The following is a 23776-nucleotide window of genomic DNA, read 5'->3' as shown; positions in this document are numbered from 1 at the left end:
AGTGCCTGATGGACCGCCTTCGCGAGCAAGCCCGCTCCCACAATAACCTCGTGATCGCAAATGTGGTGCCTGGCATAAATCACCTGTGGGAGCGGGCTTGCTCGCGAAGGGGCCAACGGCATCACCAAAGCTCCTGAATCTAAGCCCCCACCCGCGCCTGCAAGCTCAAGTGAGCCCGTTCCCCGGGCGCCAGGCACAAGCTGTCGGTGCCGCCGCTGGCCGCCTCTACGCAGACGAACTCGCTGATCTCATCCCAGCTCACCCCCAGCAATGGCCGCGCTCCGGGGTGCCAGACCACGGTGTCGGCACTGTCGCCGGTGTCGATGCACAATTGGCGCTGCCAGGCGTGGTCCTTGAGCTGCAACTCGCCCTCGTGCTGGAACACCCGCTGGCAACCGCCATCGACCCGCAGCTCGCCTTCCTGCTGGCAAACCTCGCGGTTCAACTGGTCATAACCTTGCGCACCTTCCAGCCCAGACAGCGCTATCTCACCGACATCGCCAATACGCCAGTAGGCATGCAAAGCCTGGCTCAACTGGCACGGCAGGCTGTCCTGGTGCTCGGTGCTCAAGCGCAGTTCCATGCGTTCGCCCAGGTCGGCATGCAAATCCACCTGCCAGTCGCACAGTTGCAACTGCCAGTGCAGGTGCACGCCGTCGTCATCGCTGCGGCTGTCGAGCAGCTTCCAGTCAATCAGGCGTGCCCAGCCATGGGACGGCCAGGCGTTTTCACTGGGGTGGCGGCCATACCACGGCCAACACACCGGCACGCCGCCACGTATCGCCCCGACTTGCGGCCACTTGGCCGCGCACCACAACCAGGGTTTCTGGCCGCGTGGCTGGAAGTGCAGCAACTGCGCGCCCTGGCGACTGAAGACCGCCTGGCACAGCGGATGGTCGATCACCAGCACGTCGCGCTGCTGGTAGCGCTCCCAGGCAAACACCGGGCGCTCGCGCAAGGATCTGAAAAAGCGTTGCAGTGGGTGCTCATGCATGGGCCGCGGTCCTGGAAATCATTCAATACTCAACTGTGTACCGCTCATTTTTTGTGGCGAGAAGATTGAGCTGTGGGAGCAAAGCTTGCTCGCGATGCAAGCGCCTCGCTCCCCTGAGAGATCGCGTCATCTTCATCGCGGGCAAGCCTTGCTCCCACGAGTTCTGTGCTAGCCAGCCGGCGTGCCCCAAAAAAAAGCGGACAGCCTTGGCTGTCCGCAAATATGCGCACATAGAGAGGAGCTTATCGCAACAACGTTAGAACACCGACTGAATTTTCAGGCCGGCGACCAGGGCGTTGTCGACTTCATCCACGCCACCCGGGTGGGTGATGTACTGCAGGTTGGGACGTACGGTCAGCCAGTTGGTGACGTGGACGCCGTAGTTGAGCTCGTAGTTGTACTCGGTGCTGCGCAGCGGTGCGAACAACGGGTCGTTGTAGTCGTTGACGCCATTGGCAGCGTTGGTCAGCTCGGCATTTTTCTTCACGTCGTCGTTGACATGGATGCGGGCGAAGCCGATCCCGATGTCATCTTTGGGACGCGCGTCGAACGGCCCCTTGTACACGAACATCAACGACTGGTAGTTGTCGACGACGTTGGTGTCCTTGTCGTGGAAGGTCGCGTTGGCGGCGATGTTCAGGCCGCGGGACGCATCACCGTTGTGGGTGGTGAGCTGTTGCTGCGCGACGAACCAGTAGCCGTGCTTGCTGTCGTGGCTGCGGTAGGCGTTGCCGGTGGTCGCGGCATCGTCACCGTTGACGTCTTCGCGCACGTCATTGGCATCGGCCGTGCTCTTGTAGTAACCGACGCGGTATTCGCCAGGCAGGCTGTTGACCTTCGGCGTCCAGACCAGCTCGACCGGGATGACGGTGCCCTTGGTGCCGCTGCCGCTGAGCTTGAAGCCGTTGCCGTGTTCGAGCTGCGAAGGGTTCTGGTTGTAGGCGCCGATCTGCGCATAGAACTCAGGCGTGAGGTTGTACTTCACGCGGATCGCCGCTTGGCTGACGGGCCAGTTGTACCAGATGTTGGTCGCCCAGTTGCCCACCTGGGAGCCGCAGAACGCCAGGTTCTGGAATTCGCACGGGAAGGTGTTGAAGTCTTCGCCTTCGCCGAAGTAACCGGCCTTCACGTCCAGCTTGCCGTCGAGGAACTGGTGCTTGATCCACAATTGGGTCAGGCGGACCATGTGGCCACGGCCGTAGACTTCCTGGGAAGAACTCAAGGTGCCGGCACGCGGGTCGCCGACCCGGTCATTGGAGATGTTCTGGCCGTTACGATTGGTCAGCTGGATCTTGGCCTGGGTGTTATCCCAGCCCCACAGCTTTTGCAGGTCCAGCGCCACGCCCAGGCCGAACTGGTCGGAGTAGCGCGCTGTCTTGTCGTTGTTGTAGCCACCGTGCAGGTTGCCACCCACTTCACCGACATAGTCAGCCTTGATGTCGATACCCTGCTCGATCAGCTTGGTCCGTTCGCCGCCCCAGTCACCCGTCATCCACTTCGACTCGGCACTGAACGCGTCGTCTGCGTGTGCGCTACCGGCCAGCATCATCGCCGCAACGGCTGACAACTGGCAGATTAGCTGGGCATTGTTTTTCTTTTTCATCCCTACATCCTCGTCTTTATTTATTGTTATTAACTGTTTTTATCTAACGCGGTTTACAACGATTGCGGCGGACGGTCCCCCATCCACCGCATACTCCCCTGTAGGAGCAGGCAAACCCGCTTCCACACTGATCGCTCAACGACCCTTGAACTGGGCCACGTTCGGCGCCCGTCCTTCGGCTTGCGCTTGCCCTGCCACACCCAGGCGTTCGCCTGTCTGCGCATCAAATAGTAATACTTTTGAGGGGTCGAATTGCAACGTTAAAGTTTCACCGGCCTGCGGAGCCACGTCCGGCGACAAACGGCAGCAGACTTTGGTTTCATTTAGACTGACAAATACCAGGGTATCCGGCCCGGTCGGCTCGGTGACCTGGACCTCCGCCCGGATGGTCGGCAAGCCATTGGGTTCGCTGCCGGCCAGCACGATCTGCTCCGGGCGCATGCCGAGAATCACTTCGCGGTCTTCCAGGCCGGCGTCCTGCATGCCCAGCGGCAGTTCGCAACGGGCCTGGCCGCTGTCGAGCAGCGCCAGCAGGCGTCCGTCCTTGCGTTGCAGGCGCAGGGGGATGAAGTTCATCGGCGGCGAACCGATGAAGCTCGCCACGAACAGGTTGGCCGGGTTGGTGTAGATGTCCTTCGGCGTGCCGAACTGCTGGATGATCCCGTCCTTCATCACCGCCACCTTGTCGCCCAGGGTCATGGCCTCGATCTGGTCGTGGGTCACGTAGACGGTGGTGGTTTTCAGGCGCTGGTGCATCAGCTTCATTTCGGTGCGCATCTCGACCCGCAGCTTGGCGTCGAGGTTGGACAGCGGTTCGTCGAACAGGTAGATCTTCGGCCGCCGCGCCAACGCCCGGCCCATGGCCACGCGCTGTTGCTGGCCACCGGAAAGTTGGCCGGGCTTGCGGTTGAGCAGGTGCTCGATCTGCAGCAGCTTGGCCACGCGGTTGACCTCCGCGTCGATGTCCGCCTGGGGCATCTTGCGGATCTTCAGGCCGAACTCGATGTTCTCGCGTACGCTCATGGTCGGGTACAGCGCGTAGGACTGGAACACCATGGCGATGTCACGGTCCTTCGGGCTCATGCCGCTGACGTCCTGGTCACCGATCATGATCGCGCCGCCAGTGATGGTCTCGAGGCCGGCGATGCAGTTCATCAGGGTCGACTTGCCGCAACCCGAAGGGCCGACGAGGATCAGGAACTCACCGTCCTTGATCGACAATTCGATGTTCTTCAGGGTGTCCGGCAGCCCGGCCCCGTAGGTCTTGTTCACATTGCGAAGTTCAAGCGTTGCCATGATTACCCCTTGACTGCGCCGGCCGTCAGGCCGCGCACGAAATACTTGCCTGCCACTACATAGACCAGCAGGGTCGGCAGCCCGGCGATCATCGCCGCCGCCATATCAACGTTGTATTCCTTGGCCCCGGTGCTGGTGTTGACCAGGTTGTTCAGCGCCACCGTGATGGGCTGCGAGTCCCCGCTGGAAAACACCACGCCGAACAGGAAGTCGTTCCAGATCTGCGTGAACTGCCAGATCAGGCAGACCATGATGATCGGCGTGGACATCGGCAGGATGATCCGCCGGAAGATCGTGAAGAACCCCGCGCCATCCAGGCGCGCCGCCTTCACCAGCGCATCGGGAATGCTGACGTAGTAGTTGCGGAAGAACAGCGTGGTGAAGGCCAGGCCGTAGACCACGTGGACGAACACCAGGCCCGTGGTGGTGCTGGCCAGGCCCATCTTGCCGAGGGTGAACGAGGCCGGCAGCAGGACGGTCTGGAACGGCAGGAAGCAACCGAACAGCAGCAGGCCGAAGAACAGCTGCGAACCGCGAAAGCGCCACATCGACAGCACATAGCCGTTCAATGCACCGATGGCGGTGGAGATCAGGACGGCCGGGATGGTGATCTTGATCGAGTTCCAGAAGTAGCCGTTGACCGTCGCCCAGGCCTTGATCCAGCCGATGCCGCTGACCACGGTCGGCCAGCTCAGCAGGTTGCCGGTGCTGATGTCTTCCGGGGTCTTGAAGCTGGTCAGCAGCATCACCACCAGCGGCACCAGGTAAAGCAGTACGGCGAGGATCAGCACCGCGTAGATCGCGATGCGGCTCAGGCTGATGGCAGGTTTGGCAGCGAAACTAGTCATGACGCTTGGTCCTCAGCTCGGAGTACAGGTAAGGCACGATGATTGCGAGAATCGCGCCGAGCATCAGGATCGCGCTGGCCGAGCCCATGCCCATCTGGCCGCGGCTGAACGTGAAGGAGTACATGAACATGGCCGGCAGGTCGGAGGAATAACCCGGGCCACCGGCGGTCATCGCGGCCACCAGGTCGAAGCTCTTGATCGCGATGTGCGCCAGGATCATCACCGCGCTGAAGAACACCGGGCGCAGGCTTGGCAGCACCACTTTCCAGTAGATGCGCGGCATGCTCGCGCCATCGATCTGCGCGGCGCGGATGATCGACTGGTCGACACCCCGCAGGCCGGCCAGAAACATCGCCATGATGAAGCCCGAGGCCTGCCAGACCGCGGCGATCACCAGGCAGTACACGACGCGGTCCGGGTCGATCAGCCAATCGAGACGGAAGCCTTCCCAGCCCCAGTCACGCAACAATTTGTCCAGGCCCATGCCCGGGTTGAGCAGCCATTTCCAGGCCGTACCCGTGACGATCATCGACAGGGCCATCGGGTACAGGTAGATAGTGCGGATGAACCCTTCGCGACGGATACGTTGGTCGAGGAATACCGCCAGCAGCACGCCGATCACCAGGGTGATGCCAATGAACAGGCCGCCGAAAAGCGCCAGGTTCTTGCTCGCCACCCACCAACGGTCGTTGTCCATCAACCGCGCGTACTGCGCCAGGCCGGCCCATTTGTAGGTCGGCAGGAACGTCGAGGTGGTGAACGACAGCACGAACGTCCACAGGATGTAGCCGTAGAAGCCCACCAGGACGATGAACATGCTCGGCGCCAGCACCAGTTTTGGCAGCCAGCGTTGCAGCGCATCGAACGGCGAGGCCTTGCTGAACACAGCAACAGAACTCATGGGAAGATCCAAAACAAGGTTACAAGGACATCCCTTTTGTGGGAGCGAGCTTGCTCGCGATGACGGTGTGTCAGTGACTCATCTGCTGCCTGACACTCCGCTATCGCGAGCAAGCTCACTCCTACAAGGGAAGCGACGCTAATTACTTGGCCGACTGGACCGCCGCGCCCAATTTCTTGGCGGCATCGGCCGGGTCGGCTTTCGGGTCGTTGATGTAGTTGGTCACCACATCGAAGAACGCGCCCTGCACCGCCAGCGTGGTCGCCATGTTGTGCGCCATGCTCGGCTGCAGGCCACCGGACTTGGCGTCCGCCAGGAAGTCCTTGGCCGCGGTCTGGGCGCAGGAATCGAAGCCGTACTTGGCCATGTCGCCCAGCATGTCGTTGCGCACCGGGATCGAACCCTTGTTGATGCTGAAGACTTTCTGGAAGTTCTCACCCAGCACGACCTTGGCGATATCCTGCTGGCCAGCCGCAGTGCCCTTGTCCTTCTGCTTGAACACCGCCAGGGAGTCGATGTTGTAGGTGAAGGCCTTGTCGGTGCCCGGGAAGGCTACGCATTCGTAGTCCTTGCCGGCGACTTTCTTGGCGGCGGTCCACTCACTCTTGGCCCAGTCGCCCATGATCTGCATGCCGGCCTTGCCGTTGATGACCTTGGCCGCTTCCAGGTTCCAGTCCTGGCCCTTGCCGTCGACGTCCATGTAGGTCGCGACTTTCTTCAGCTCGGTCAGGGCCTTGACCATTTCAGGGCCGGTCAGGGCCTTGTTGTCCAGGTCGACCAGGGCCTTCTTGTAGCCGTCGGCACCCATGACCGACAGCACCACGGCTTCGAACACGGTGCTGTCTTGCCAAGGCTGGCCGCCGTGGGCGAGCGGGATGAAGCCCGCAGCCTTGAGCTTGTCGCCGGCGGCGTAGAATTCTTCGAGGGTGGTCGGGTTCTTGGTGATGCCGGCTTTCTTGAAGACTTCCGGGTTGATCCACAGCCAGTTGACGCGGTGGATGTTCACCGGCACGGCCACGTAGTCACCGTCGTACTTCACGGTATCGGAGACTTTCTTGTCGAGCAGGCTGTCCCACTTTTCTTCCTTGGCCACGTCCTTGAGCACGTCGCTGTCGAGCAGGCCGGTGGAAGCCCATTCCTGGATGTCCGGGCCCTTGATCTGGGCCACGCCTGGCGGGTTGCCAGCCACGGCGCGGCTCTTGAGCACGGTCATGGCCGTGGAACCGCCACCCCCGGCGACAGCGCCGTCCTTCCAGGTAAAGCCATCTTTCTCGACCTGGGCCTTGAGCACATCGACCGCGGCTTTTTCACCACCCGACGTCCACCAGTGGACGACTTCCACGGTGCCTTTGGATTCGGCGGCCAGGGCGCTGACAGGGAATGCTGCGACGGGAAGCAGGGAAGCAAGAGAAATGACAGTAGCGAGGCGAGAAATCGCATTCATCTAGAAGTACCTTTCTTGTTGTTATGCATGCAAGTCGGGGCTTGCGCTGCATGGATTCTAATCAGAGGGAATCCCTTCGCAGGTAACGAAGGGACGTGCAAATGTCACCACATGGTTACACAGGTGCAGGGCTGGAGAGCCGTGCCAGAGCCGTCGCCATGCTCGGCGCCAGGGGCAGGCGCGGGATCAGCACCGCTTGCCACGCATGGTACAGGTCTGGCTTGCCCGGCCAGATATCGGCGCTGGGCCGGTTTTGCGGATCGAGTTCGTGGTGCCAACTGCCGTCGCAGCGGTCGATGAAGTGCTTGTCGCAGAACGCCCAGAACGTTCGATACCAGGCTTCGTACTTCGCCTCGTCGGTGCGCTTGAGCAAGGCGCTGGCGGCCGCCGCGGCCTCGGCGTGGACCCAATGCAGGCGGTGGCGGACCACCGCGCGGTTGTCCCAGTCGAGGGTGTAGACAAGGCCAGGCGCACCGTCGACCTCCCAGCCGTGGCGGCAGTTCTGGTCGAAGAGTTTCTGCGCATCCTGGGCCAGCCAGCCCGGCGTCAACATGCCGATCTGGACCCGCGCCGCTTCGAGGTGCAACAGCAACCGTGCCCATTCGAACCCATGGCCGGGGGTGGTGCCGTAGGGGCGAAACCCGTCGGCGGGGTTGTCGTGGTTGTATTCGCGCAGCGGCTGCCAGTCGCGGTCGAAGTGCTCCACCACCAGGTAGTCGTTGGCGGCGGCATGGCCGTGGATCACCCGCTCGACGATGCGCAGGGCGCGCACCAGCCAGCGCGGATCCTCGGTGGCATCGGCCAGGGCGAGGAAGGCTTCGGTGGCGTGCATGTTGCTGTTGGCCCCGCGATACGCCTCCTCATTGCGCCAGTCGCGGCTGAAGGATTCGCGCAGGGCGCCCTCCTCTTCGCTCCAGAAATGCGTGTCGATGACCCGGACCGCTTCGTCCAGCAACGCCTGGGCGCCGGGACGCTGGGCCACCACGGCGGAACTGGCGGCCAGGGCCACGAAGGCATGCAGGTAGGCGGCCTTGCCGGTGTGTTCGTCACGGGGTTGCGCGTTGGCGAACCAGCCGCCGTGTTCGGCGTCCCGCAAAGGACCGCTGAGGGCCTGGATGCCGTGGTCCACCAGCTCGGCATAGCCGGGCAGGCCCTGGATGTGGGCCATGGCGAAACTGTGGGTCATGCGGGCGGTGTTCATGGTTTCGGCCAGCGCCCCGGCCGGAAGGCGGCCCTGGTCGTCGAGATTGCCGAAGCCGTCCGGCAGTTTCGACGCCTTGGCGAACGCCAGCAGGCGCAAGCCTTCGGCGGCGAGCCAGTGCTGGTGGGCAGGCGCGTTCAGCCAACTGCTGAAAGCCGGGAGGAAGGTGTCCATCGCGCGTCCCTTTTTTGTTGTTTTGACGCAGGGAGTCTAAACAAGGGAGGGCGGGCGGTAGGTAACGAAAGGGGCGAGTTATGTCACCGATTTGTGACATTTCCCTGAGGGATGGGTTGAGGCCACTGGCGCTATCGCGAGCAAGCTCGCTCCCACACTGGACCCAAGCTGTTCACTGCCCCCTGTGGGAGCGAGCCTGCTCGCGAAGAACGATAACGCGGCCTGACTAATCGGCGCTGCGAGGCAACTGCAACGTCACCCGCAACCCACCCTCGCGCAGGTTCTGCAGGCTCACTTCGCCGCCATGGCTATGGGCGATGTTGCGGGCGATGCCCAGCCCCAGGCCGTACCCTTGCTGTTGCCCGGCCAGGCGGAAGTGCGGCTCGAAGACTTGCTCGAGGCGCTGTTCCGGCACGCCTGGCCCTTCGTCATCGACGTGGAGGATGAACGCGTTTTCATCGTCTTCGATGTGCAGGTGGGCGTTCTGTCCGTATTTCAGGGCGTTATCGATGAGGTTGCCGATGCAGCGCTTGAGCGCCAGCGGCTTGCCGTGATACGGCGCCAGGGCCCGGCCGTCCTGGGTCACCCGGCCGTTGCCATTGGGCGCCAGATAGGGTTCCACCAGGCAATCGAGCACGTGGTTGAGGTCCACCGGCTCGATGTTCTCGTGGATGTCGGTGTCCTTCACGCATTGCAAGGCCCCCTTGACCAGCAGCTCCAGCTCATCGAGGTCGCGGCCGAACTTGGCCTGCAGGTTTTCGTCCTCGAGCAATTCGACCCGCAGGCGCAACCGGGTGATCGGCGTGCGCAGGTCATGGGAGATCGCGCTGAACAACTGGCTGCGTTCGGTCAGGTAGCGACTGATGCGCTCTCGCATGGCGTTGAACGCCCGGCCCACCTCCACCACTTCGCTGCCGCCGCCTTCCGCCACCGGTTCCACTTCGGCGCCCAGGGACATGTCTCGCGCCGCCCGGGCCAAGCGCTTGAGGGGCCGGCTCTGCCAATGCACCAGCAAGCCGATGAACAGCAACAGCAGGCTACTGGTGAGCACGATGAAGCCGACCTGCTGCTTGGGCAGGTCCTGCTCTTCGAGACTGGTGTAGGGTTCGGGCAGCAACGAGGCGATGTACAGCCATTCGCCCGGCGCCATCTGGATCTGCGTGACCAGCACCGGCGGGTTCACCGGCTCGAGCGTCAAGGCGTAGTGGGCCCAGGAACGTGGCAGTTCGTCGAGTTTCAAGCCGCCGTTGAAAATCCGCAGGTCCTCGGGGCTGACGAATTTCACCGAGATGTCGGCGTTATTGCCCAGGGACCGCCGTAGCACCTCGTCCACGGCCTTGAGCACCGCCAGCTTGCGCGGGGTGACCGGCAGCACGTCCATGCCCAGGGGCTTGTCGTTGAGGGTGACGACAAACCGCGTGCCGCCCATGCTGCGCAATTGGTCGAGGACCAGCGGCCGGTAAGCCACCGGCAACGAGCGCAGGTAGCTGACGCTGGCGGTCATCGAATGAGCGAGGCTGCGGGCGCTGGTGACCAGGCCTTCGAGCTGCGTGGCGCGCAGTTGCGACACCCAGATCAGGCTGGACAGCGTCTGGGCGAACAACACCACCAGCAACGTCAGCAACAGCATTCGCCCGAGCAGCGAGCGCGGCACCGGCACCCGCCGGACGACTTTCCTGGCCCAATCAATGACCATTGCTGGCAACCACACTGGCCGCCAATTGATAACCACTGCCGCGCACCGTGCGGATCAGCCGTGGTGGCTTGTCGGTGTCGCGCAAGCGCTGGCGCAGGCGACTGACGGCCATGTCGACGATCCGGTCCAGGGGCATCAGCTCGCGCCCACGGGTCGCGTTGCCGATGGTGTCGCGGTCGAGGATTTCCTGGGGATGATCGAGGAACAACTTGAGCAGGGCGAAATCGGCGCCGGAGAGAATCACTTCTTCGCCGTCGGCGTGGAACAGCCGATGGCTGACCATGTCCAGCCGCCATTCATCGAACGCCAGCACGTCGCCGCCGGAGCGTTCCTGGCCGAATTGCGCCCGGCGCAGCAATGCCTTGATGCGCGCCTGCAATTCGCGCGGGCTGAACGGCTTGCCCAGGTAATCATCGGCGCCCAGCTCAAGGCCAATGACCCGGTCGGCCTCGTCGGAACTGGCCGTCAGCATGATGATCGGCACATGGGCTTGGCGCGGATGCTGGCGAACCCAGCGGCACAGGCTGAAGCCGTCCTCATCCGGGAGCATCACGTCGAGGATCACCAGGTCGCTCGGCGCCTCGTTGAACGCCTGGCGAAACCCGGCGCCGTCCGGCGTGGTGCGCACCTGGAAACCCGCGCGGCTGAGGTAGGTGTCCAGCAGCTCGCGAATCTCCTGGTCGTCGTCGACCAACAAAATCGATTTGTTCACTGAACTCACAGGGCCGCGTCCTTGTTGTTTGGATTAGGGCGGATTATGCCTGATGGATACAGCCTACAAATACACTACAAAAACTCTGTGGGAGCGAGCTTGCTCGCGATAGCGGTGTATCAGCCAACATCAATGGCGACTGATACTCCGCTATCGCGAGCAAGCTCGCTCCCACAGGGGACACATTCAAACTTTAAGCGGGGGTCGACTGCTCCAACGCCACGCCCGCGCCCATCAGGCCCGAGTACGGCGCCGTGACCAGCCAGACCGGAATGCCCTTGAAGTAATCGCTCATGCAACCCTTGTCGGCGAAGCATCGGGCGAAACCGCTTTCCAGGAAGAAATCGGCAAACCGTGGGACCACCCCACCGACGATGAAGACGCCACCGCGCCCACCAACGGTCAGCACATTGTTGCCGGCCACGCGCCCCAGCCAGCGGCAGAACTGTTCGAGCACTTCCAGGGCGATGGGGTCGCCGGCCAGGCCGGCGGCGGTGATGGACTCGGGCGTATCGAGCACCGGCTCATGGCCGTCCACCGCACAAATGGCCCGGTACACCCGCGGCAAGCCGCTGCCGCTCAAGGCGGTTTCGGCGCTGACGTGGCCGATCTCGTTGTAGATGTGCTGCCAGAGCTGGGTTTCCCGCGGACTGCTCATCGGCAGGTCGACGTGACCACCCTCCCCGGGCAACGCCGCGAACCGGCCGCCCCCCAGGTCCAGCAACGTCCCCACGCCGAGCCCGGTACCCGGCCCGATCACCACCGCCGGGCGCATCGGCTCCGGGGTGCCTTCGCACACGACGCGGTACTCATCGGGACGCAGGCAGGTCATGCCCAGGGCCATGGCCGAGAAGTCATTGACCAGCAACAGCTTCTCCACCTGCAGCGTCTGGCAGAACGCCAGGTTGCTCAGGCGCCAGTGGTTGTTGGTGAAACGGAACGTATCGCCCCCCACCGGTCCCGCCACCGACAGGCACACCGAGCCGATGGCCCCGGGCGCCATGCCCAGGCCGGCCAGGTAAACCTTGATGGCATCCTCCGGGCAGGCGTAATCCGCGGTGGCCAGCACCTGGATGTTTTCCAGGTTGTGGTTCTTCCACAACGCGAAGCGTGCGTTGGTCCCACCGATGTCACCGACCAAAGCCAGTTTCAATTAATCGTCTCCAGGGCAGCGGTGAAGGCGCTGGCGCCCTGCTCTGCCGAGCTGAAGGCCATGCGCATGAAGCCGAACAGCTCTCGACCGGTGCCGATGTTGTTGCCCAACAGGCCCTTGGCCGGCTCGCGCGCGGCGAATTCCTCGGCGTCCACCTTCAGTTCCAGGGTGCCTTTGACGCCATCGACGCGGATGATATCGCCCTCCTGCACCCGGGCCAATGCACCACCGACATAGGCTTCGGGACTGACATGAATGGCCGCCGGGATCTTGCCCGAAGCGCCGGACATCCGTCCGTCGGTGACCAGTGCCACCTTGAAGCCGCGGTCCTGCAGCGAGCCGAGGAACGGGGTCATCTTGTGCAGCTCGGGCATGCCGTTGGAGCGCGGCCCCTGGAAGCGCATCACCGCGACGAAATCCTTCTCCAGCAAGCCGGCCTTGAAGGCGTCGGCCAGGTCCTGTTGGTCCTGGAACACCATGGCCGGCGCTTCGACGACCTGGTTTTCCAGGGCCACCGCCGAGACTTTCATCACGCCACGGCCCAGGTTGCCCTCCATGACCCGCAACCCGCCCTCCGGCGAAAACGCGCGGGCCACCGGGCGCAGGATGTTTTCGTCGAGGCTTTCGATCGGGCCGTCGCGCCACACCAGCTTGCCGTCCTCGAGGAATGGCTCCTGGGTGTAGCGACTCAGGCCGTGCCCCAGCACGGTGTTGACGTTCTCGTGGAGCAGGCCGGCCTCCAGCAGTTCGCGGATCAGGAACGACATGCCGCCCGCCGCCTGGAAGTGGTTGATGTCGGCCTTGCCGTTCGGGTAGACGTGGCTCAGGGTCGGCACCACCTCGGATAGGTCGGCCATGTCCTGCCAGGTCAGCTGGATGCCCGCCGCCATGGCGATGGCCGGCATGTGCAGGGTGTGGTTGGTCGAGCCGCCGGTGGCGTGCAGGGCGACGATGGAGTTGACCAGCGAGCGCTCGTCGACGATCTCGCCGATGGGCATGAAGTTGCCGCTTTGCTTGGTCATGCGCGTGACCTGGAACGCCGCTTCGCGGGTCAGGGCGTCGCGCAGTGGCGTGTTCGGGTTGACGAACGAAGCGCCCGGCAGGTGCAGGCCCATCACTTCCATCAGCAGTTGGTTGGTGTTGGCGGTGCCGTAGAAGGTGCAGGTGCCCGGGCTGTGGTAGGACTTCATCTCCGATTCCAGCAGCTCTTCGCGGGTGGCCTTGCCTTCGGCGTAGCGCTGGCGCACGTCGGCCTTTTCCTTGTTGGAAATGCCCGAGACCATCGGCCCGCCCGGCACGAAGATCATCGGCAAGTGACCGAAGCGCAGCGCGCCCATCATCAGGCCGGGCACGATCTTGTCGCAGATACCGAGCATCAGCGCCCCGTCGAACATGTTATGGGACAGCGCCACCGCCGTGGACAACGCGATCACCTCGCGGCTCGGCAGGCTCAGTTCCATCCCCGCCTCACCCTGGGTCACGCCGTCGCACATGGCGGGCGTGCCACCGGCGAACTGACCGACCGAGCCGATTTCGCGCAGCGCCTGCTTGATCTGTTCCGGGAAGGTTTCGTAGGGCTGGTGGGCCGACAGCATGTCGTTATAGGACGACACGATCGCGATGTTGGCGGCGTTCATCATCCGCAGGTGGTGTTTGTCTTCACTGCCGCACCCGGCGACGCCGTGGGCGAAGTTGGCGCATTGCAATTTGCCGCGCATCGGACCGTCGCTGGCTGCACCGCGGATCAATGCAAGGTAAGCCTGACGCGTGGCGCGGCTGCGGGCGATAAGCCGTTCGGTGACCTCAAGAACGCGGGGATGCATGTGTAGAACTCCAGGCTAACGGATGTGGCGACCTGATTGTCTATGCTGGTCAAAAGGCCGCGGCGCGCTGGGCGACAGGCGGTTTCTTGACCGTTCGGACCAGTTGATTCAGGTCACTCGTTGTAGATAAAACAAAATATTGCCATTAAAAAGGCTTGTTTTCTATTTTTATGCGAATAATCTTGTAATTCCAACAACAAATCGACGGCGGTGCAGTTAATGACTCTTCGAATCGCAATCAATGGTTTTGGCCGCATCGGCCGCAACGTCCTACGCGCACTGTATACCCAAGGCTATCGTCGCGACTTGCAGATCGTCGCCATCAACGACCTGGGCGACAGCGCGATCAATGCCCACCTGCTCAAGTACGACACCGTCCACGGCACGTTCGATGCCGATGTACAGCACGATCATGAAAGCCTGACGGTCAATGGCGACCGCATCTCGGTCAGCGCCATCCGCAACCCGGCCGAACTGCCCTGGGCCGCCGAGAAGATCGACGTGGTGTTCGAATGCACCGGCCTGTTCACCGACCGTGCCAAGGCTGCCGCCCACATCAGCGCCGGCGCCCGCAAGGTCATCATCTCGGCCCCGGCCAAGGGTGCCGATGCCACCGTCGTGTATGGCGTGAACCACGACATCCTGCGCCAGTCGCACCAGATCATTTCCAACGCGTCGTGCACCACCAACTGCCTGGCCCCGGTGGCCCAGGTGCTGCACCGCGAACTGGGCATCGAGAGTGGCCTGATGACCACCATCCACGCCTACACCAACGACCAGAACCTGACCGACGTGTACCACACCGACCCATACCGCGCCCGGTCGGCCACCCAGAACATGATCCCGAGCAAGACCGGCGCCGCCGAAGCGGTCGGCCTGGTACTGCCGGAACTGGCCGGCAAGCTGACCGGCATGGCCGTGCGCGTGCCGGTGATCAACGTGTCCCTGGTGGACCTCACCGTGCAGCTCAAGCGCGAGGCATCGGCCGAAGAGGTCAACGAACTGCTGCGCCAGGCCAGCCAGCATTCGAAGATCCTCGGCTACAACAGCCTGCCGCTGGTTTCGAGCGACTTCAACCATAACCCGCTGTCGTCGATCTTCGACGCCAACCACACCAAGGCCAGCGGCAAGCTGCTCAAGGTGTTGGCCTGGTATGACAACGAATGGGGCTTCTCCAACCGCATGCTCGATAACTGCCTGGCGTTGTGTAACGCCGAATAACCGACACCGTAGTATTGAGCTTCCCTGTGGGAGCGAGCTTGCTCGCGATAGCGCTGGATCAGCTATCGATGATGCAGGCTGACCGGACGCCATCGCGAGCAAGCCCGCTCCCACAAAGGCTCGACAGTGGTAACAATTCCAGGCTTGACCCGCTCAGCAGATGATAAGCATTATCATCTACTCGAATCGGATCGGGCCTTACCGTGAGTCAATCGCGCTTCCACCACGTCTTCCTCGCCCAGCGCATGCCGCTGCTGCGCACCCTCGAGCGCATGGTCAACAACCCCAGTACCGCCGAGGACCTGCTCCAGGAAACCTACCTGCGCGTCTCCCGCGCATTGGCCGAACGCCCGGTCGAGCACCTCGAACCCTTTGTCTTCCAGACCGCTCGCAACCTGGCGCGGGATCACCTGCGCGCCCGCCGGCTGCGCTCGCGGACCGTGCTGGACGATGTCCCCCTGGAGGTGGTCCACAATGTGGTCGCGCCCCAGGGCAGCGCCGAGGACGCCGTCCATGCCGGGCAGATGCTCGAACGCCTGAATGTCAGCCTGCAGGCGCTGAGCCCGCGCCAGCAGCGGATCTTCATCCTCAGCCGCCTGCATGGCCTGCGTTACCAGGACATCGCCGCGCAACTGGGCGTATCGTCCAGCACGGTGCAAAAGGAACTGAAGCTGATCATGGCGATCTGTGTGGGGAGTTGCCAGCCGTGAGCGCCACGCCCACCGTGGCGCTGGGCTTGCCATCCGCGGCCTGCCGCTTGTAGCTTGCCACCTGCCATTCACACCGAGTAGCCAACGTGACGGACAACCATCACTCACCCGAGACCGCTGCGGCGCACACCGCCCATGCCATGGAACAGGCGCTCGACTGGCTGATCCTGCTGGAGCACCCCAGCGAGGAACAGACCCGGCAGTTCCAGGTCTGGCTGGCGGCCGATCCGCGCCATGGCGAGGCCTTCGCCCGGGCGAAGGCGATCTGGGAAGGCCCGCAGGTGCTGGAAAGTGCCCGGCAGCTCGACGCCGTGCCCAAGGCCAGCCGCCGCTCACGCCTGCGTGCCCATTGGAAACCCCTGGCGACCGCCGCCGTGCTGTTCCTCGGCCTGTTCAACTTCGGCGATTTGCCCCTGCGCTTGCAGGCCGATCACCTGACCGTGGTCGGTGAGCGCCAGCGCCTGCAACTGGAAGATGGCTCCAAGGTCCTGCTCAACACCGACTCGGCGTTCTCCAGCACGTTCAACGAACAGCGACACGTGGCCCGCCTGTACAAGGGCGAAGCGTTTTTCGAGGTGCCCGCCAACCGCAACCTGCCACTGGAAATCGACGCCGGCCCGGTCACCGCCAGCGTCAGCGACACCACCTTCGCGGTGCGCTACCTCGACGGCGTGGCCCAGGTCCAGGTGCAACGCGGCGATGTCGACCTGCGGGCCAGTCGCAACGACAGCCATGTGCGGCTGTCGGCCGGGGAAAGCATCCGCATCGGCCCCAACGGCTTCGACCGCCCGGCCCGGCTCGACAGCGCCACGGACCTGGCCTGGGTCCAGGGCCGGCTGGTGTTCGAGAACCGGCCGTTGAGCCAGGTACTGGCGGAACTGCAACGCTATTACCCCGGTTGGATCATCAACACCAACGAGCGGTTGGCCGGCGTCGCGGTGACCGGCAACTATCGCCTCGACCAGCCGCTGGACGTGGTGCGTTCCCTGGCCCAGATCACCTCGGCGCGCCTGCAGGAATTCCCGGCGCTGGTGATTTTCAACTAAATGAGAATTATTTTTACTCGATAGGCTTCGCTGGTTCGTCTCGTTATAGCCAATGCAATTGATTCGCATCCAGCCATGCGATCTGCACCCTATAACAGATGCGACACGGAGCGCTATCGATGTCCTCTCGCCTTACTTGCCGGTTCCTCGCCCCTTCTTGCACGCTGTCGCTGCTGACCGCCGCCCTGCTGATGGCCGGCCCGGTCCCCGCCATCGCGGCCACCGCTGCGCAAGCACCCGCCAGGAACATGGGCGACTACACCTTCGCCATCGCCCGGCAACCCTTGGTCTCGGCGCTGAACGCCTTCACCGCCGTCACCGGCTGGCAGGTCGGCCTGCCGGCGGAACTGGCCGAAGGCGTCGCCTCGCCGGGGGTGAACGGCTCGCTGCCGGCGGACAAGGCCCTGGAGCGACTGTTGCTGGGGACGAACCTGGACTATCGCAAACTGGGCGAGAACAGCATCGTCCTGGAACAACGCAGCCCCGCCAGCGCGATGAACCTGCCCCAGGTGACCATCAGCGCCACTCGCCAGGAACAGGACGTCACCGCGGTGCCGAGCACTGTCACCGTCCATGACCGCCAGGCGCTGGATCGCGGCAACGTCGACACCCTCAAGGACCTGGTGCGCTACGAGCCGGGCGTTTCGGTGGGCGGCGCCGGCCAGCGCGGCGGCATCAGCGGCTACAACATCCGCGGCATCGACGGCAACCGGATCCTGACCCAGGTCGACGGGGTCGCCATACCCGACGGTTTCTTCAACGGCCCCTATGCCAAGACCCAGCGCAACTACCTCGACCCGGAAATCGTCAAGCGCGTGGAAATCCTCCGCGGCCCGGCCTCGGTGCTGTACGGCAGCAACGCCATTGGCGGCGCCGTGAGCTATTTCACCCTCGACCCGGATGACATCATCAAGCCGGGCCAGGCCGCCGGCGCACGCCTGAAGAGCGGCTACAGTTCCGCCGACGACAGTTGGCTCAAGTCTGCCACCGTCGCCGGCCGCGGCGGTGCCTTCGACGGCCTGTTGCACTACAGCCAGCGCGATGGCCACGAAACCGAATCCTATGGCAGCCACAGCGGCACCGGCCTGGACCGCACCGCCGCCAACCCGGAAGACGTGCGCGCCAGCAACGTGCTCGCCAAGCTCGGCTGGAACTACAACGATGATTCGCGCCTGGGCCTGGTCTACGAGAAGTACAAGGATGATCGCGACACCGACCTGAAAAGCGCCTACGGCGGCCCGTACTCCAACGGCGGGCCGGCCATACCCGCCAGTGTGCTGCCGGGCGGCATGTACCAATGGCGCACCGGCAACGACACCATTACCCGCGAACGTTTCGGCCTGGAACACAGCTTCGCCCTCGACAGCCCGCTCGCCGACCACATGAAGTGGAGTCTGAACCACCAGGTCGCCAAGACGAACGAAAGCACCGAGGAATTCTACTTCCCGATCACCCGCCAGGTGCTGCGCACCCGCGACACCCTCTACGAAGAAAAACAGTGGGTCTTCGACGCGCAACTGGACAAGGCCTTCAGCCTCGCCGACACCGATCATGTGCTGACCTACGGCACCACGCTCAAGCAACAGAAGGTCACCGGCTCGCGCAGCGGCAATGGCGTGTGCCTGGCCGTCGGCCGTGGCTGTACCGCCGTGGGCGCCATCAGCGCGGCGGATGTGCTGGCCAAGGCCAGCGACTTCCCGGACCCGACCATCAACACCTACAGCGTGTTCGCCCAGGACCAGCTCAGCTGGGACAAGTGGACCTTCACGCCGGGGCTGCGCTACGACTACACCCAGCTCAAGCCCCATGTCACCCAGGCGTTCCTGAACACCGCCGACCCCACCGGCGCCGGCAATGTGAGCGACAGCGACAAGACCTGGCATCGGGTCTCGCCCAAGTTTGGCCTGACCTATGCCTTTACCGACCAGTACACCGGCTACGGCCAGTACGCCGAAGGCTTCCGCACCCCGACCGCAAAGGCCTTGTACGGGCGCTTCGACAACGCGGGCGTCGGCTACAGCGTGGCACCCAACCCCGACCTGGAACCGGAAAAAAGCCAGAGCTACGAGACTGGCCTGCGTGGCCGCTTCGACGCCGGCTCGTTCGACGTGGCGGTGTTCTACAACAAGTACCGCGACTTCATCAACGAGGACGCCATCACCCCCGGCGCCGACCAGTTGACCTTCCAGAGCAACAACATCAAGCACGCCACCATCAAGGGCGCGGAGATCAAGGGCCGCCTCGACCTGGATGTACTGGGCGCACCGAAAGGCCTGTATACCCAGGGCTCGGTGGCGTATGCCTACGGTCGCAACAACGACACCGGCCAGCCGCTCAACAGCGTCAACCCGCTGACCGGCGTGTTCGGCCTCGGCTATGACCAAAACCAGTACGGCACCTTGCTCAGCTGGACCCTGGTGAAGAAAAAAGACCGCGTCGACGACAGCAACTTCAATTCGCCCGATGGCGTGAGCGGCCAGTTCAAGACCCCGGGCTTCGGCATCCTCGACCTGAGCGGCTTCTACAAGGTGACCCAGGACATCACTGTCAGCGGCGGCCTCTACAACCTCACCGACAAGAAGTACTGGCTGTGGGACGACGTACGTGGCTACGACAGCGTCGGCGAAGCGGCGGTATTGAGCCCCGCCAACCTCGACCGCCTGACGGCCCCCGGCCGCAACTTCGCGGTCAACCTGATCTGGGATATCTGACCCGGTTTCCAAAGCACTGTGGCGAGGGGAGTCATGTGGGAGCAAGGCTTGCCCGCGATGAAGACGATGCGGTCTTTCAGAAGCCGAGGCGTCTGTTTCGCGAGCACGTTTTGCTCCCACGGCACGGTGCAGATATCCCTCACCACACGCTATCACTCGAAGGAGTTTTTTCATGACCGCACAACGTCCCGCTTCACGCTCCCAACGCCTGAACCAGATCACCCACGAACCCCACGCCAGGCTCGACGCCCTGGTCAAGGCGCACGCGCCGTTCGAAACCACGGCCAGCTACGCCCGCTTCGTCGTCGCCCAGTACCTGTTCCAATCGGAACTGGTGGCGCTGTACAACGACGCCGGGTTGTCCCGCCTGATCCCCGACCTGCCCGCCCGCTGCCGGGCCGAAGCGGCCAAGGCCGACCTGGCGGACCTGAACACGCCAGTACCGGCGCCCGTGGCCGGTGCGGTGAAGAACCCGACCCGGGCCGAAGCCCTCGGCTGGCTGTTCGTCTCCGAAGGCTCCAAGCTCGGTGCCGCGTTCCTGGTCAAACGCGCCGTGGGCCTGGGGTTGAGCGAAACCTTCGGCGCCCGGCACCTGGCCGAGCCGACCGGAGGCCGCGCCGAAGGCTGGAAAACCTTCACCCGCCTGCTCGACGACCTGGCCTTCAGCGAACAGCAGGAAGCCGAGGCGGACCAAGGCGCACTGGCTGCATTCAACCGGTTCACCGTGTTGCTGGAACAGGCCTATGCGGCCGAGTTGGCCTGAAAACTCACCACTGCCCCCTGTGGGAGCGAGCCTGCTCGCGAAGTCGGTGTATCAGCCGACATCCTTGTTGACTGACACGCAGCCTTCGCGAGCAGGCTCGCTCCCACGAGAACTGCGCATGACTCAAAGACATTGATGAACAGACGTCCAAGACTCGCCCAACTGCTCTTCGGCCTGCTGGCCTACACCAGCCTGGCCATCGGCCTGGTCGCCCTCGTCGTGCCCGGCTTGCCGACCACCGAGTTCATCCTGCTCGCCGCCTGGGCCGCGACCCGCAGTTCGCCGCGCCTGAGCGCCTGGCTGGAGCGCCATCGGCTGTTCGGGCCGATGCTGCACAACTGGCGCAATGGCAAGGTCATCCCGCGCCGGGCCAAGGTCGCCGCCACGACCAGCATGCTGCTGTGCGCCGGCTTGATGCTGGCGATGCTCAATCATGGCTGGCCGCTGTACCTGGCCCTGGCCGGAATGGGCCTGGGCAACCTGTGGATCTGGTCCCGTCCCGTGATGACAGTGCTGCCACCCGCAGGCGAGCAGGCCAGGCCCTCGGCCTCCAGCCCCCCGAATAAATCCATTTGATCTATGCTCGTCCTCTCACTTGGGAGGGCCTGCGATGACTGACTTGCTCACAACCGTCCAAGCCGCGCTCGGCTTGCCCACGGCGCCCATCGCCTTCACCGGCGAAGGCGCCCTGCCCTCGGCATTCGCGGTCACCGAGCTGGCCAGCGCCAGCCTCGCCGCAGCCGGCCAGGCGGTCGCCGAACTCCTCCACCGGCAAACCGGGCGCCTGCCCACGCTCGAAGTCGACCGGCGCCTGGCCTCGTTCTGGTTTTCCACGTCCCTGCGCCCGGTGGGCTGGCGCGTGCCGCCGATGTGGGACCCGGTGGCCGGCGACTATGCCACTGCCGACGGCTGGATTCGCTTGCACACCAATGCACCGCACCATCGGCAGGCGGCGGAAAAAGTCCTCGGCCCTTGCGCTGATCGCGCGGACATGGCGACCCGGGTTGGCCGCTGGAACAAGACCGAACTTGAACAGGCCATCGTGGACGCCGGTGGCTGCGCCGCCGAGATGCGTTCGTGGCAGGCCTGGCAAGCCCATCCACAAGGCCAGGCGGTGAATGCCGAGCCACTGGTGCACTTCGCTGAAAGCGTCGAGGCCCAGCCAAGACCCTGGCTCGGCTCCGTGGCCCAGCCACTGGCCGGCCTCAAGGTGCTGGATTTGACCCGCGTCCTGGCCGGCCCCGTCGCCAGCCGCTTCCTTGCTGGCCTGGGGGCCGACGTCTTGCGTATCGACCCACCGACCTGGGACGAGCCCGGCGTGGTGCCGGAAGTCACCCTGGGCAAACGCTGTGCACGCCTCGACCTGCACCAGGCCGACGACCGCGCGGTGTTCGAAGCCTTGCTCAAGGACAGCGACATTCTGTTGCACGGCTACCGCGCCGACGCCCTCGAAGGCCTCGGCTACGGCGCCGAACAGCGGCACCGGATCGCCCCGGGCCTGATCGATGTCAGCCTCAACGCCTACGGCTGGAGCGGCCCGTGGCAGAACCGGCGCGGCTTCGACAGCCTGGTGCAGATGAGCAGCGGCATCGCCGCGGCCGGCATGGCCTGGAAACAGGCCGACATCCCGACCCCGCTGCCCGTCCAGGCCCTGGACCATGGCACCGGCTACCTGATGGCGGCTAGCGCCGTGGTGTTGCTGGCCCGGCGCCTGGCAAGCGGGCACGGGGGCTCGGCACGCCTGTCGCTGGCGCGCACGGCCAAACTGTTGATCGAGCGTGGTGCCGGCGACTCGGCCGCCCTGCGGCCCGAAGACGCCAACGACCTGGGCGTGCTGGTGGAACAGACGCCGTGGGGCCCGGCGCGACGGTTGCAGGTGCCGCTGAAAATCACCGGCACGCCCTGGCAGTGGGCGCTCGCAGCGACGCCGCTCGGCGCCCATCGAGCGCACTGGTCATAAAGCCCGCCACCTGACCTGGGTCAGCTCTCGACGCGGTGAATCAACATACGCTGTGACTCTCCTCGGCTGCCTCGGAGTCATGCAATGTCTGATACCCCCGGAAAACTTCGTTTGGGTGCGTTGGTCGCGCTGGTAGTGGGCTCGATGATCGGCGGGGGGATCTTTTCCTTGCCGCAGAACATGGCCGCCAGTGCCGACGTCGGCGCCGTGCTGATTGGCTGGGCGATTACCGCGGTGGGCATGCTGACCCTGGCCTTCGTGTTCCAGACCCTGGCCAACCGCAAGCCCGACCTGGACGGCGGTGTGTACGCCTACGCCAAGGCCGGCTTCGGCGACTACATGGGTTTCTCATCGGCCTGGGGCTATTGGATCAGCGCCTGGCTGGGCAACGTCGGCTACTTCGTCCTGCTGTTCAGCACCCTGGGCTATTTCTTTCCCATCTTCGGCGAGGGTAACACCGTCGCCGCAGTGGCCGGTGCGTCGCTGCTGCTGTGGGCCGTGCATTGGCTGGTGCTGCGCGGCATCAAGGAGGCCGCTTTCATCAACCTGGTGACCACCGTCGCCAAGGTCGTGCCGCTGGTGCTGTTCGTGCTGATCGCGGTGTTCGCCTTCAAGCTCGACATCTTCACCGCCGACATCTGGGGCCTGAGAAATCCGGACCTGGGCAGCGTGATGACCCAGGTTCGGCACATGATGCTGGTCACCGTGTGGGTGTTCATCGGCATCGAGGGCGCGAGTATCTTTTCCGCCCGCGCTGAGAAACGCACCGACGTGGGCAAGGCCACCGTGATGGGTTTCATCACCGTGCTGCTGTTCCTGGTGCTGGTGAACGTGCTGTCCCTGGGCATCATGACCCAGCCGGAACTGGCGAAGTTGCAGAACCCTTCCATGGCGGCGGTGCTGGAGCACGTCGTGGGCCATTGGGGCGCGGTGCTGATCAGCGTCGGCCTGATCATTTCGCTGCTTGGCGCCCTGCTTTCCTGGGTATTGCTGTGCGCCGAGATCATGTTCGCCGCCGCCAAAGACCACACCATGCCCGAGTTCCTGCGCCGGGAAAACGCCAACCACGTACCGGCCAACGCCCTGTGGTTGACCAACGCCATGGTCCAGCTGTTTCTGGTCGTCACCCTGTTCTCGGCCAGCACTTACCTGTCACTGATCTACCTCGCCACTTCGATGATCCTGGTGCCGTACCTGTGGTCGGCGGCCTACGCCGTGCTGTTGGCGGTGCGCGGCGAGACCTATGAGAACGCCCTGGCCGAGCGCCGCAAGGACCTGGTCATAGGCGCCATCGCCCTGATCTATGCGGTGTGGCTGCTGTATGCCGGCGGGATCAAGTACCTGCTGCTCTCCGCCCTGCTCTATGCCCCCGGAGCGATTCTGTTCGCCAAGGCCAAGCACGAGCTGGGCAAACCGATTTTCACCGCTGTCGAGAAGCTGATTTTCACCGCCGTGGTCGCAGGCGCCCTGGTGGCGGCCTATGGGCTCTACGACGGCTTCCTGACCTTGTGACCACTGAA

The 23776-nt window shown here is 64.0% G+C and carries 19 protein-coding genes; 8 read left to right on the top strand and 11 right to left on the bottom strand.

What is annotated here, in order from left to right; translation table 11 throughout:
• Window positions 1-139: 139 nt before the first annotated feature.
• From Q6A48_RS16910 to edd, 11 genes are all read right to left on the bottom strand, one after another.
• Window positions 140-994 carry a D-hexose-6-phosphate mutarotase gene (locus Q6A48_RS16910; RefSeq protein ID WP_304555274.1) on the bottom strand — a complete coding sequence of 285 codons (855 nt, stop codon included), beginning with the start codon at window positions 992-994 and terminating at the stop codon, window positions 140-142.
• Window positions 995-1250: 256 nt separating this feature from the next.
• Window positions 1251-2597 (bottom strand): carbohydrate porin, encoded by a 1347-nt coding sequence (locus Q6A48_RS16905; protein ID WP_304555273.1) that lies wholly within the window; start codon window positions 2595-2597, stop codon window positions 1251-1253.
• 135 nt (window positions 2598-2732) lie between these two features.
• Window positions 2733-3893, bottom strand: coding sequence for an ABC transporter ATP-binding protein (locus Q6A48_RS16900; protein WP_304555272.1), 1161 nt, complete (start codon window positions 3891-3893; stop codon window positions 2733-2735).
• A gap of 2 nt (window positions 3894-3895) precedes the next feature.
• Window positions 3896-4741, bottom strand: coding sequence for a carbohydrate ABC transporter permease (locus tag Q6A48_RS16895; RefSeq protein ID WP_304555269.1), 846 nt, complete (start codon window positions 4739-4741; stop codon window positions 3896-3898).
• Window positions 4734-5642 carry a carbohydrate ABC transporter permease gene (locus tag Q6A48_RS16890; protein WP_304555268.1) on the bottom strand — a complete coding sequence of 303 codons (909 nt, stop codon included), beginning with the start codon at window positions 5640-5642 and terminating at the stop codon, window positions 4734-4736. Before Q6A48_RS16890 ends, Q6A48_RS16895 begins: the two co-directional genes overlap by 8 nt.
• Before the next feature lie 142 nt (window positions 5643-5784).
• A complete protein-coding gene (locus Q6A48_RS16885; protein ID WP_304555267.1) occupies window positions 5785-7086 on the bottom strand; it encodes an ABC transporter substrate-binding protein in 1302 nt (433 codons plus the stop codon).
• Window positions 7087-7201: 115 nt separating this feature from the next.
• Complete coding sequence (locus tag Q6A48_RS16880; RefSeq protein ID WP_304555266.1) at window positions 7202-8461, bottom strand: D-mannose isomerase; 1260 nt, start codon at window positions 8459-8461, stop codon at window positions 7202-7204.
• Between the two features lie 226 nt (window positions 8462-8687).
• Complete coding sequence (locus Q6A48_RS16875; protein WP_304555265.1) at window positions 8688-10157, bottom strand: ATP-binding protein; 1470 nt, start codon at window positions 10155-10157, stop codon at window positions 8688-8690.
• Window positions 10147-10878, bottom strand: a complete 732-nt coding sequence (locus Q6A48_RS16870) for a response regulator (RefSeq protein ID WP_304555264.1) — start codon at window positions 10876-10878, stop codon at window positions 10147-10149. Before Q6A48_RS16870 ends, Q6A48_RS16875 begins: the two co-directional genes overlap by 11 nt.
• 184 nt (window positions 10879-11062) lie before the next feature.
• On the bottom strand, window positions 11063-12022 hold the full coding sequence (locus Q6A48_RS16865) for a glucokinase (protein ID WP_304555263.1): 960 nt from the start codon (window positions 12020-12022) through the stop codon (window positions 11063-11065).
• Window positions 12019-13845, bottom strand: a complete 1827-nt coding sequence (gene edd, locus Q6A48_RS16860; protein ID WP_304555262.1) for a phosphogluconate dehydratase — start codon at window positions 13843-13845, stop codon at window positions 12019-12021. The genes Q6A48_RS16865 and edd overlap by 4 nt, the downstream gene beginning before the upstream one ends.
• A gap of 219 nt (window positions 13846-14064) precedes the next feature.
• Between edd and gap the strand changes: the two genes are divergently transcribed.
• From gap to arcD, 8 genes are all read left to right on the top strand, one after another.
• Window positions 14065-15066: a type I glyceraldehyde-3-phosphate dehydrogenase gene (gene gap, locus Q6A48_RS16855; RefSeq protein ID WP_304555261.1), complete on the top strand. Its 1002-nt coding sequence runs from the start codon at window positions 14065-14067 to the stop codon at window positions 15064-15066.
• A gap of 203 nt (window positions 15067-15269) precedes the next feature.
• The gene (locus tag Q6A48_RS16850; RefSeq protein WP_304555260.1) at window positions 15270-15776 is read left to right on the top strand and encodes an RNA polymerase sigma factor; all 507 of its coding nucleotides are present in this window, start codon (window positions 15270-15272) and stop codon (window positions 15774-15776) included.
• A gap of 86 nt (window positions 15777-15862) precedes the next feature.
• Complete coding sequence (locus Q6A48_RS16845; RefSeq protein ID WP_304555259.1) at window positions 15863-16822, top strand: FecR family protein; 960 nt, start codon at window positions 15863-15865, stop codon at window positions 16820-16822.
• Between the two features lie 119 nt (window positions 16823-16941).
• Window positions 16942-19533 carry a TonB-dependent receptor gene (locus Q6A48_RS16840; RefSeq protein WP_304555258.1) on the top strand — a complete coding sequence of 864 codons (2592 nt, stop codon included), beginning with the start codon at window positions 16942-16944 and terminating at the stop codon, window positions 19531-19533.
• Between the two features lie 172 nt (window positions 19534-19705).
• Complete coding sequence (locus tag Q6A48_RS16835) at window positions 19706-20296, top strand: biliverdin-producing heme oxygenase (protein WP_304555257.1); 591 nt, start codon at window positions 19706-19708, stop codon at window positions 20294-20296.
• Between the two features lie 135 nt (window positions 20297-20431).
• On the top strand, window positions 20432-20872 hold the full coding sequence (locus tag Q6A48_RS16830) for a YbaN family protein (protein ID WP_304555256.1): 441 nt from the start codon (window positions 20432-20434) through the stop codon (window positions 20870-20872).
• Window positions 20873-20906: 34 nt separating this feature from the next.
• Complete coding sequence (locus Q6A48_RS16825; RefSeq protein WP_304555255.1) at window positions 20907-22256, top strand: CoA transferase; 1350 nt, start codon at window positions 20907-20909, stop codon at window positions 22254-22256.
• Between the two features lie 84 nt (window positions 22257-22340).
• Window positions 22341-23768 (top strand): arginine-ornithine antiporter, encoded by a 1428-nt coding sequence (arcD, locus tag Q6A48_RS16820; protein WP_304555253.1) that lies wholly within the window; start codon window positions 22341-22343, stop codon window positions 23766-23768.
• The last annotated feature ends 8 nt before the right edge of the window (window positions 23769-23776 follow it).

This window comes from Pseudomonas citrullilanati (genome assembly GCF_030580855.1).
GTDB lineage: Bacteria > Pseudomonadota > Gammaproteobacteria > Pseudomonadales > Pseudomonadaceae > Aquipseudomonas > Aquipseudomonas citrulli.
Note: the sequence above shows the minus strand (reverse complement) of the source record. Positions and strands in the feature narration are given on the sequence as shown.

Excerpts from the sequence above, each read along its gene's own strand:
- Q6A48_RS16825 (WP_304555255.1), top strand. The coding sequence starts at position 20,907 with ATGACTGACTTGCTCACAACCGTCCAAGCCGCGCTCGGCTTGCCCACG.
- Q6A48_RS16840 (WP_304555258.1), top strand. The coding sequence starts at position 16,942 with ATGTCCTCTCGCCTTACTTGCCGGTTCCTCGCCCCTTCTTGCACGCTG.
- Q6A48_RS16835 (WP_304555257.1), top strand. The coding sequence starts at position 19,706 with ATGACCGCACAACGTCCCGCTTCACGCTCCCAACGCCTGAACCAGATC.
- Q6A48_RS16895 (WP_304555269.1), bottom strand. The coding sequence starts at position 4,741 with ATGACTAGTTTCGCTGCCAAACCTGCCATCAGCCTGAGCCGCATCGCG.
- Q6A48_RS16830 (WP_304555256.1), top strand. The coding sequence starts at position 20,432 with ATGAACAGACGTCCAAGACTCGCCCAACTGCTCTTCGGCCTGCTGGCC.
- Q6A48_RS16875 (WP_304555265.1), bottom strand. The coding sequence starts at position 10,157 with ATGGTCATTGATTGGGCCAGGAAAGTCGTCCGGCGGGTGCCGGTGCCG.
- Q6A48_RS16890 (WP_304555268.1), bottom strand. The coding sequence starts at position 5,642 with ATGAGTTCTGTTGCTGTGTTCAGCAAGGCCTCGCCGTTCGATGCGCTG.
- arcD (WP_304555253.1), top strand. The coding sequence starts at position 22,341 with ATGTCTGATACCCCCGGAAAACTTCGTTTGGGTGCGTTGGTCGCGCTG.
- Q6A48_RS16910 (WP_304555274.1), bottom strand. The coding sequence starts at position 994 with ATGCATGAGCACCCACTGCAACGCTTTTTCAGATCCTTGCGCGAGCGC.
- Q6A48_RS16900 (WP_304555272.1), bottom strand. The coding sequence starts at position 3,893 with ATGGCAACGCTTGAACTTCGCAATGTGAACAAGACCTACGGGGCCGGG.
- Q6A48_RS16880 (WP_304555266.1), bottom strand. The coding sequence starts at position 8,461 with ATGGACACCTTCCTCCCGGCTTTCAGCAGTTGGCTGAACGCGCCTGCC.
- Q6A48_RS16885 (WP_304555267.1), bottom strand. The coding sequence starts at position 7,086 with ATGAATGCGATTTCTCGCCTCGCTACTGTCATTTCTCTTGCTTCCCTG.
- Q6A48_RS16905 (WP_304555273.1), bottom strand. The coding sequence starts at position 2,597 with ATGAAAAAGAAAAACAATGCCCAGCTAATCTGCCAGTTGTCAGCCGTT.
- gap (WP_304555261.1), top strand. The coding sequence starts at position 14,065 with ATGACTCTTCGAATCGCAATCAATGGTTTTGGCCGCATCGGCCGCAAC.
- edd (WP_304555262.1), bottom strand. The coding sequence starts at position 13,845 with ATGCATCCCCGCGTTCTTGAGGTCACCGAACGGCTTATCGCCCGCAGC.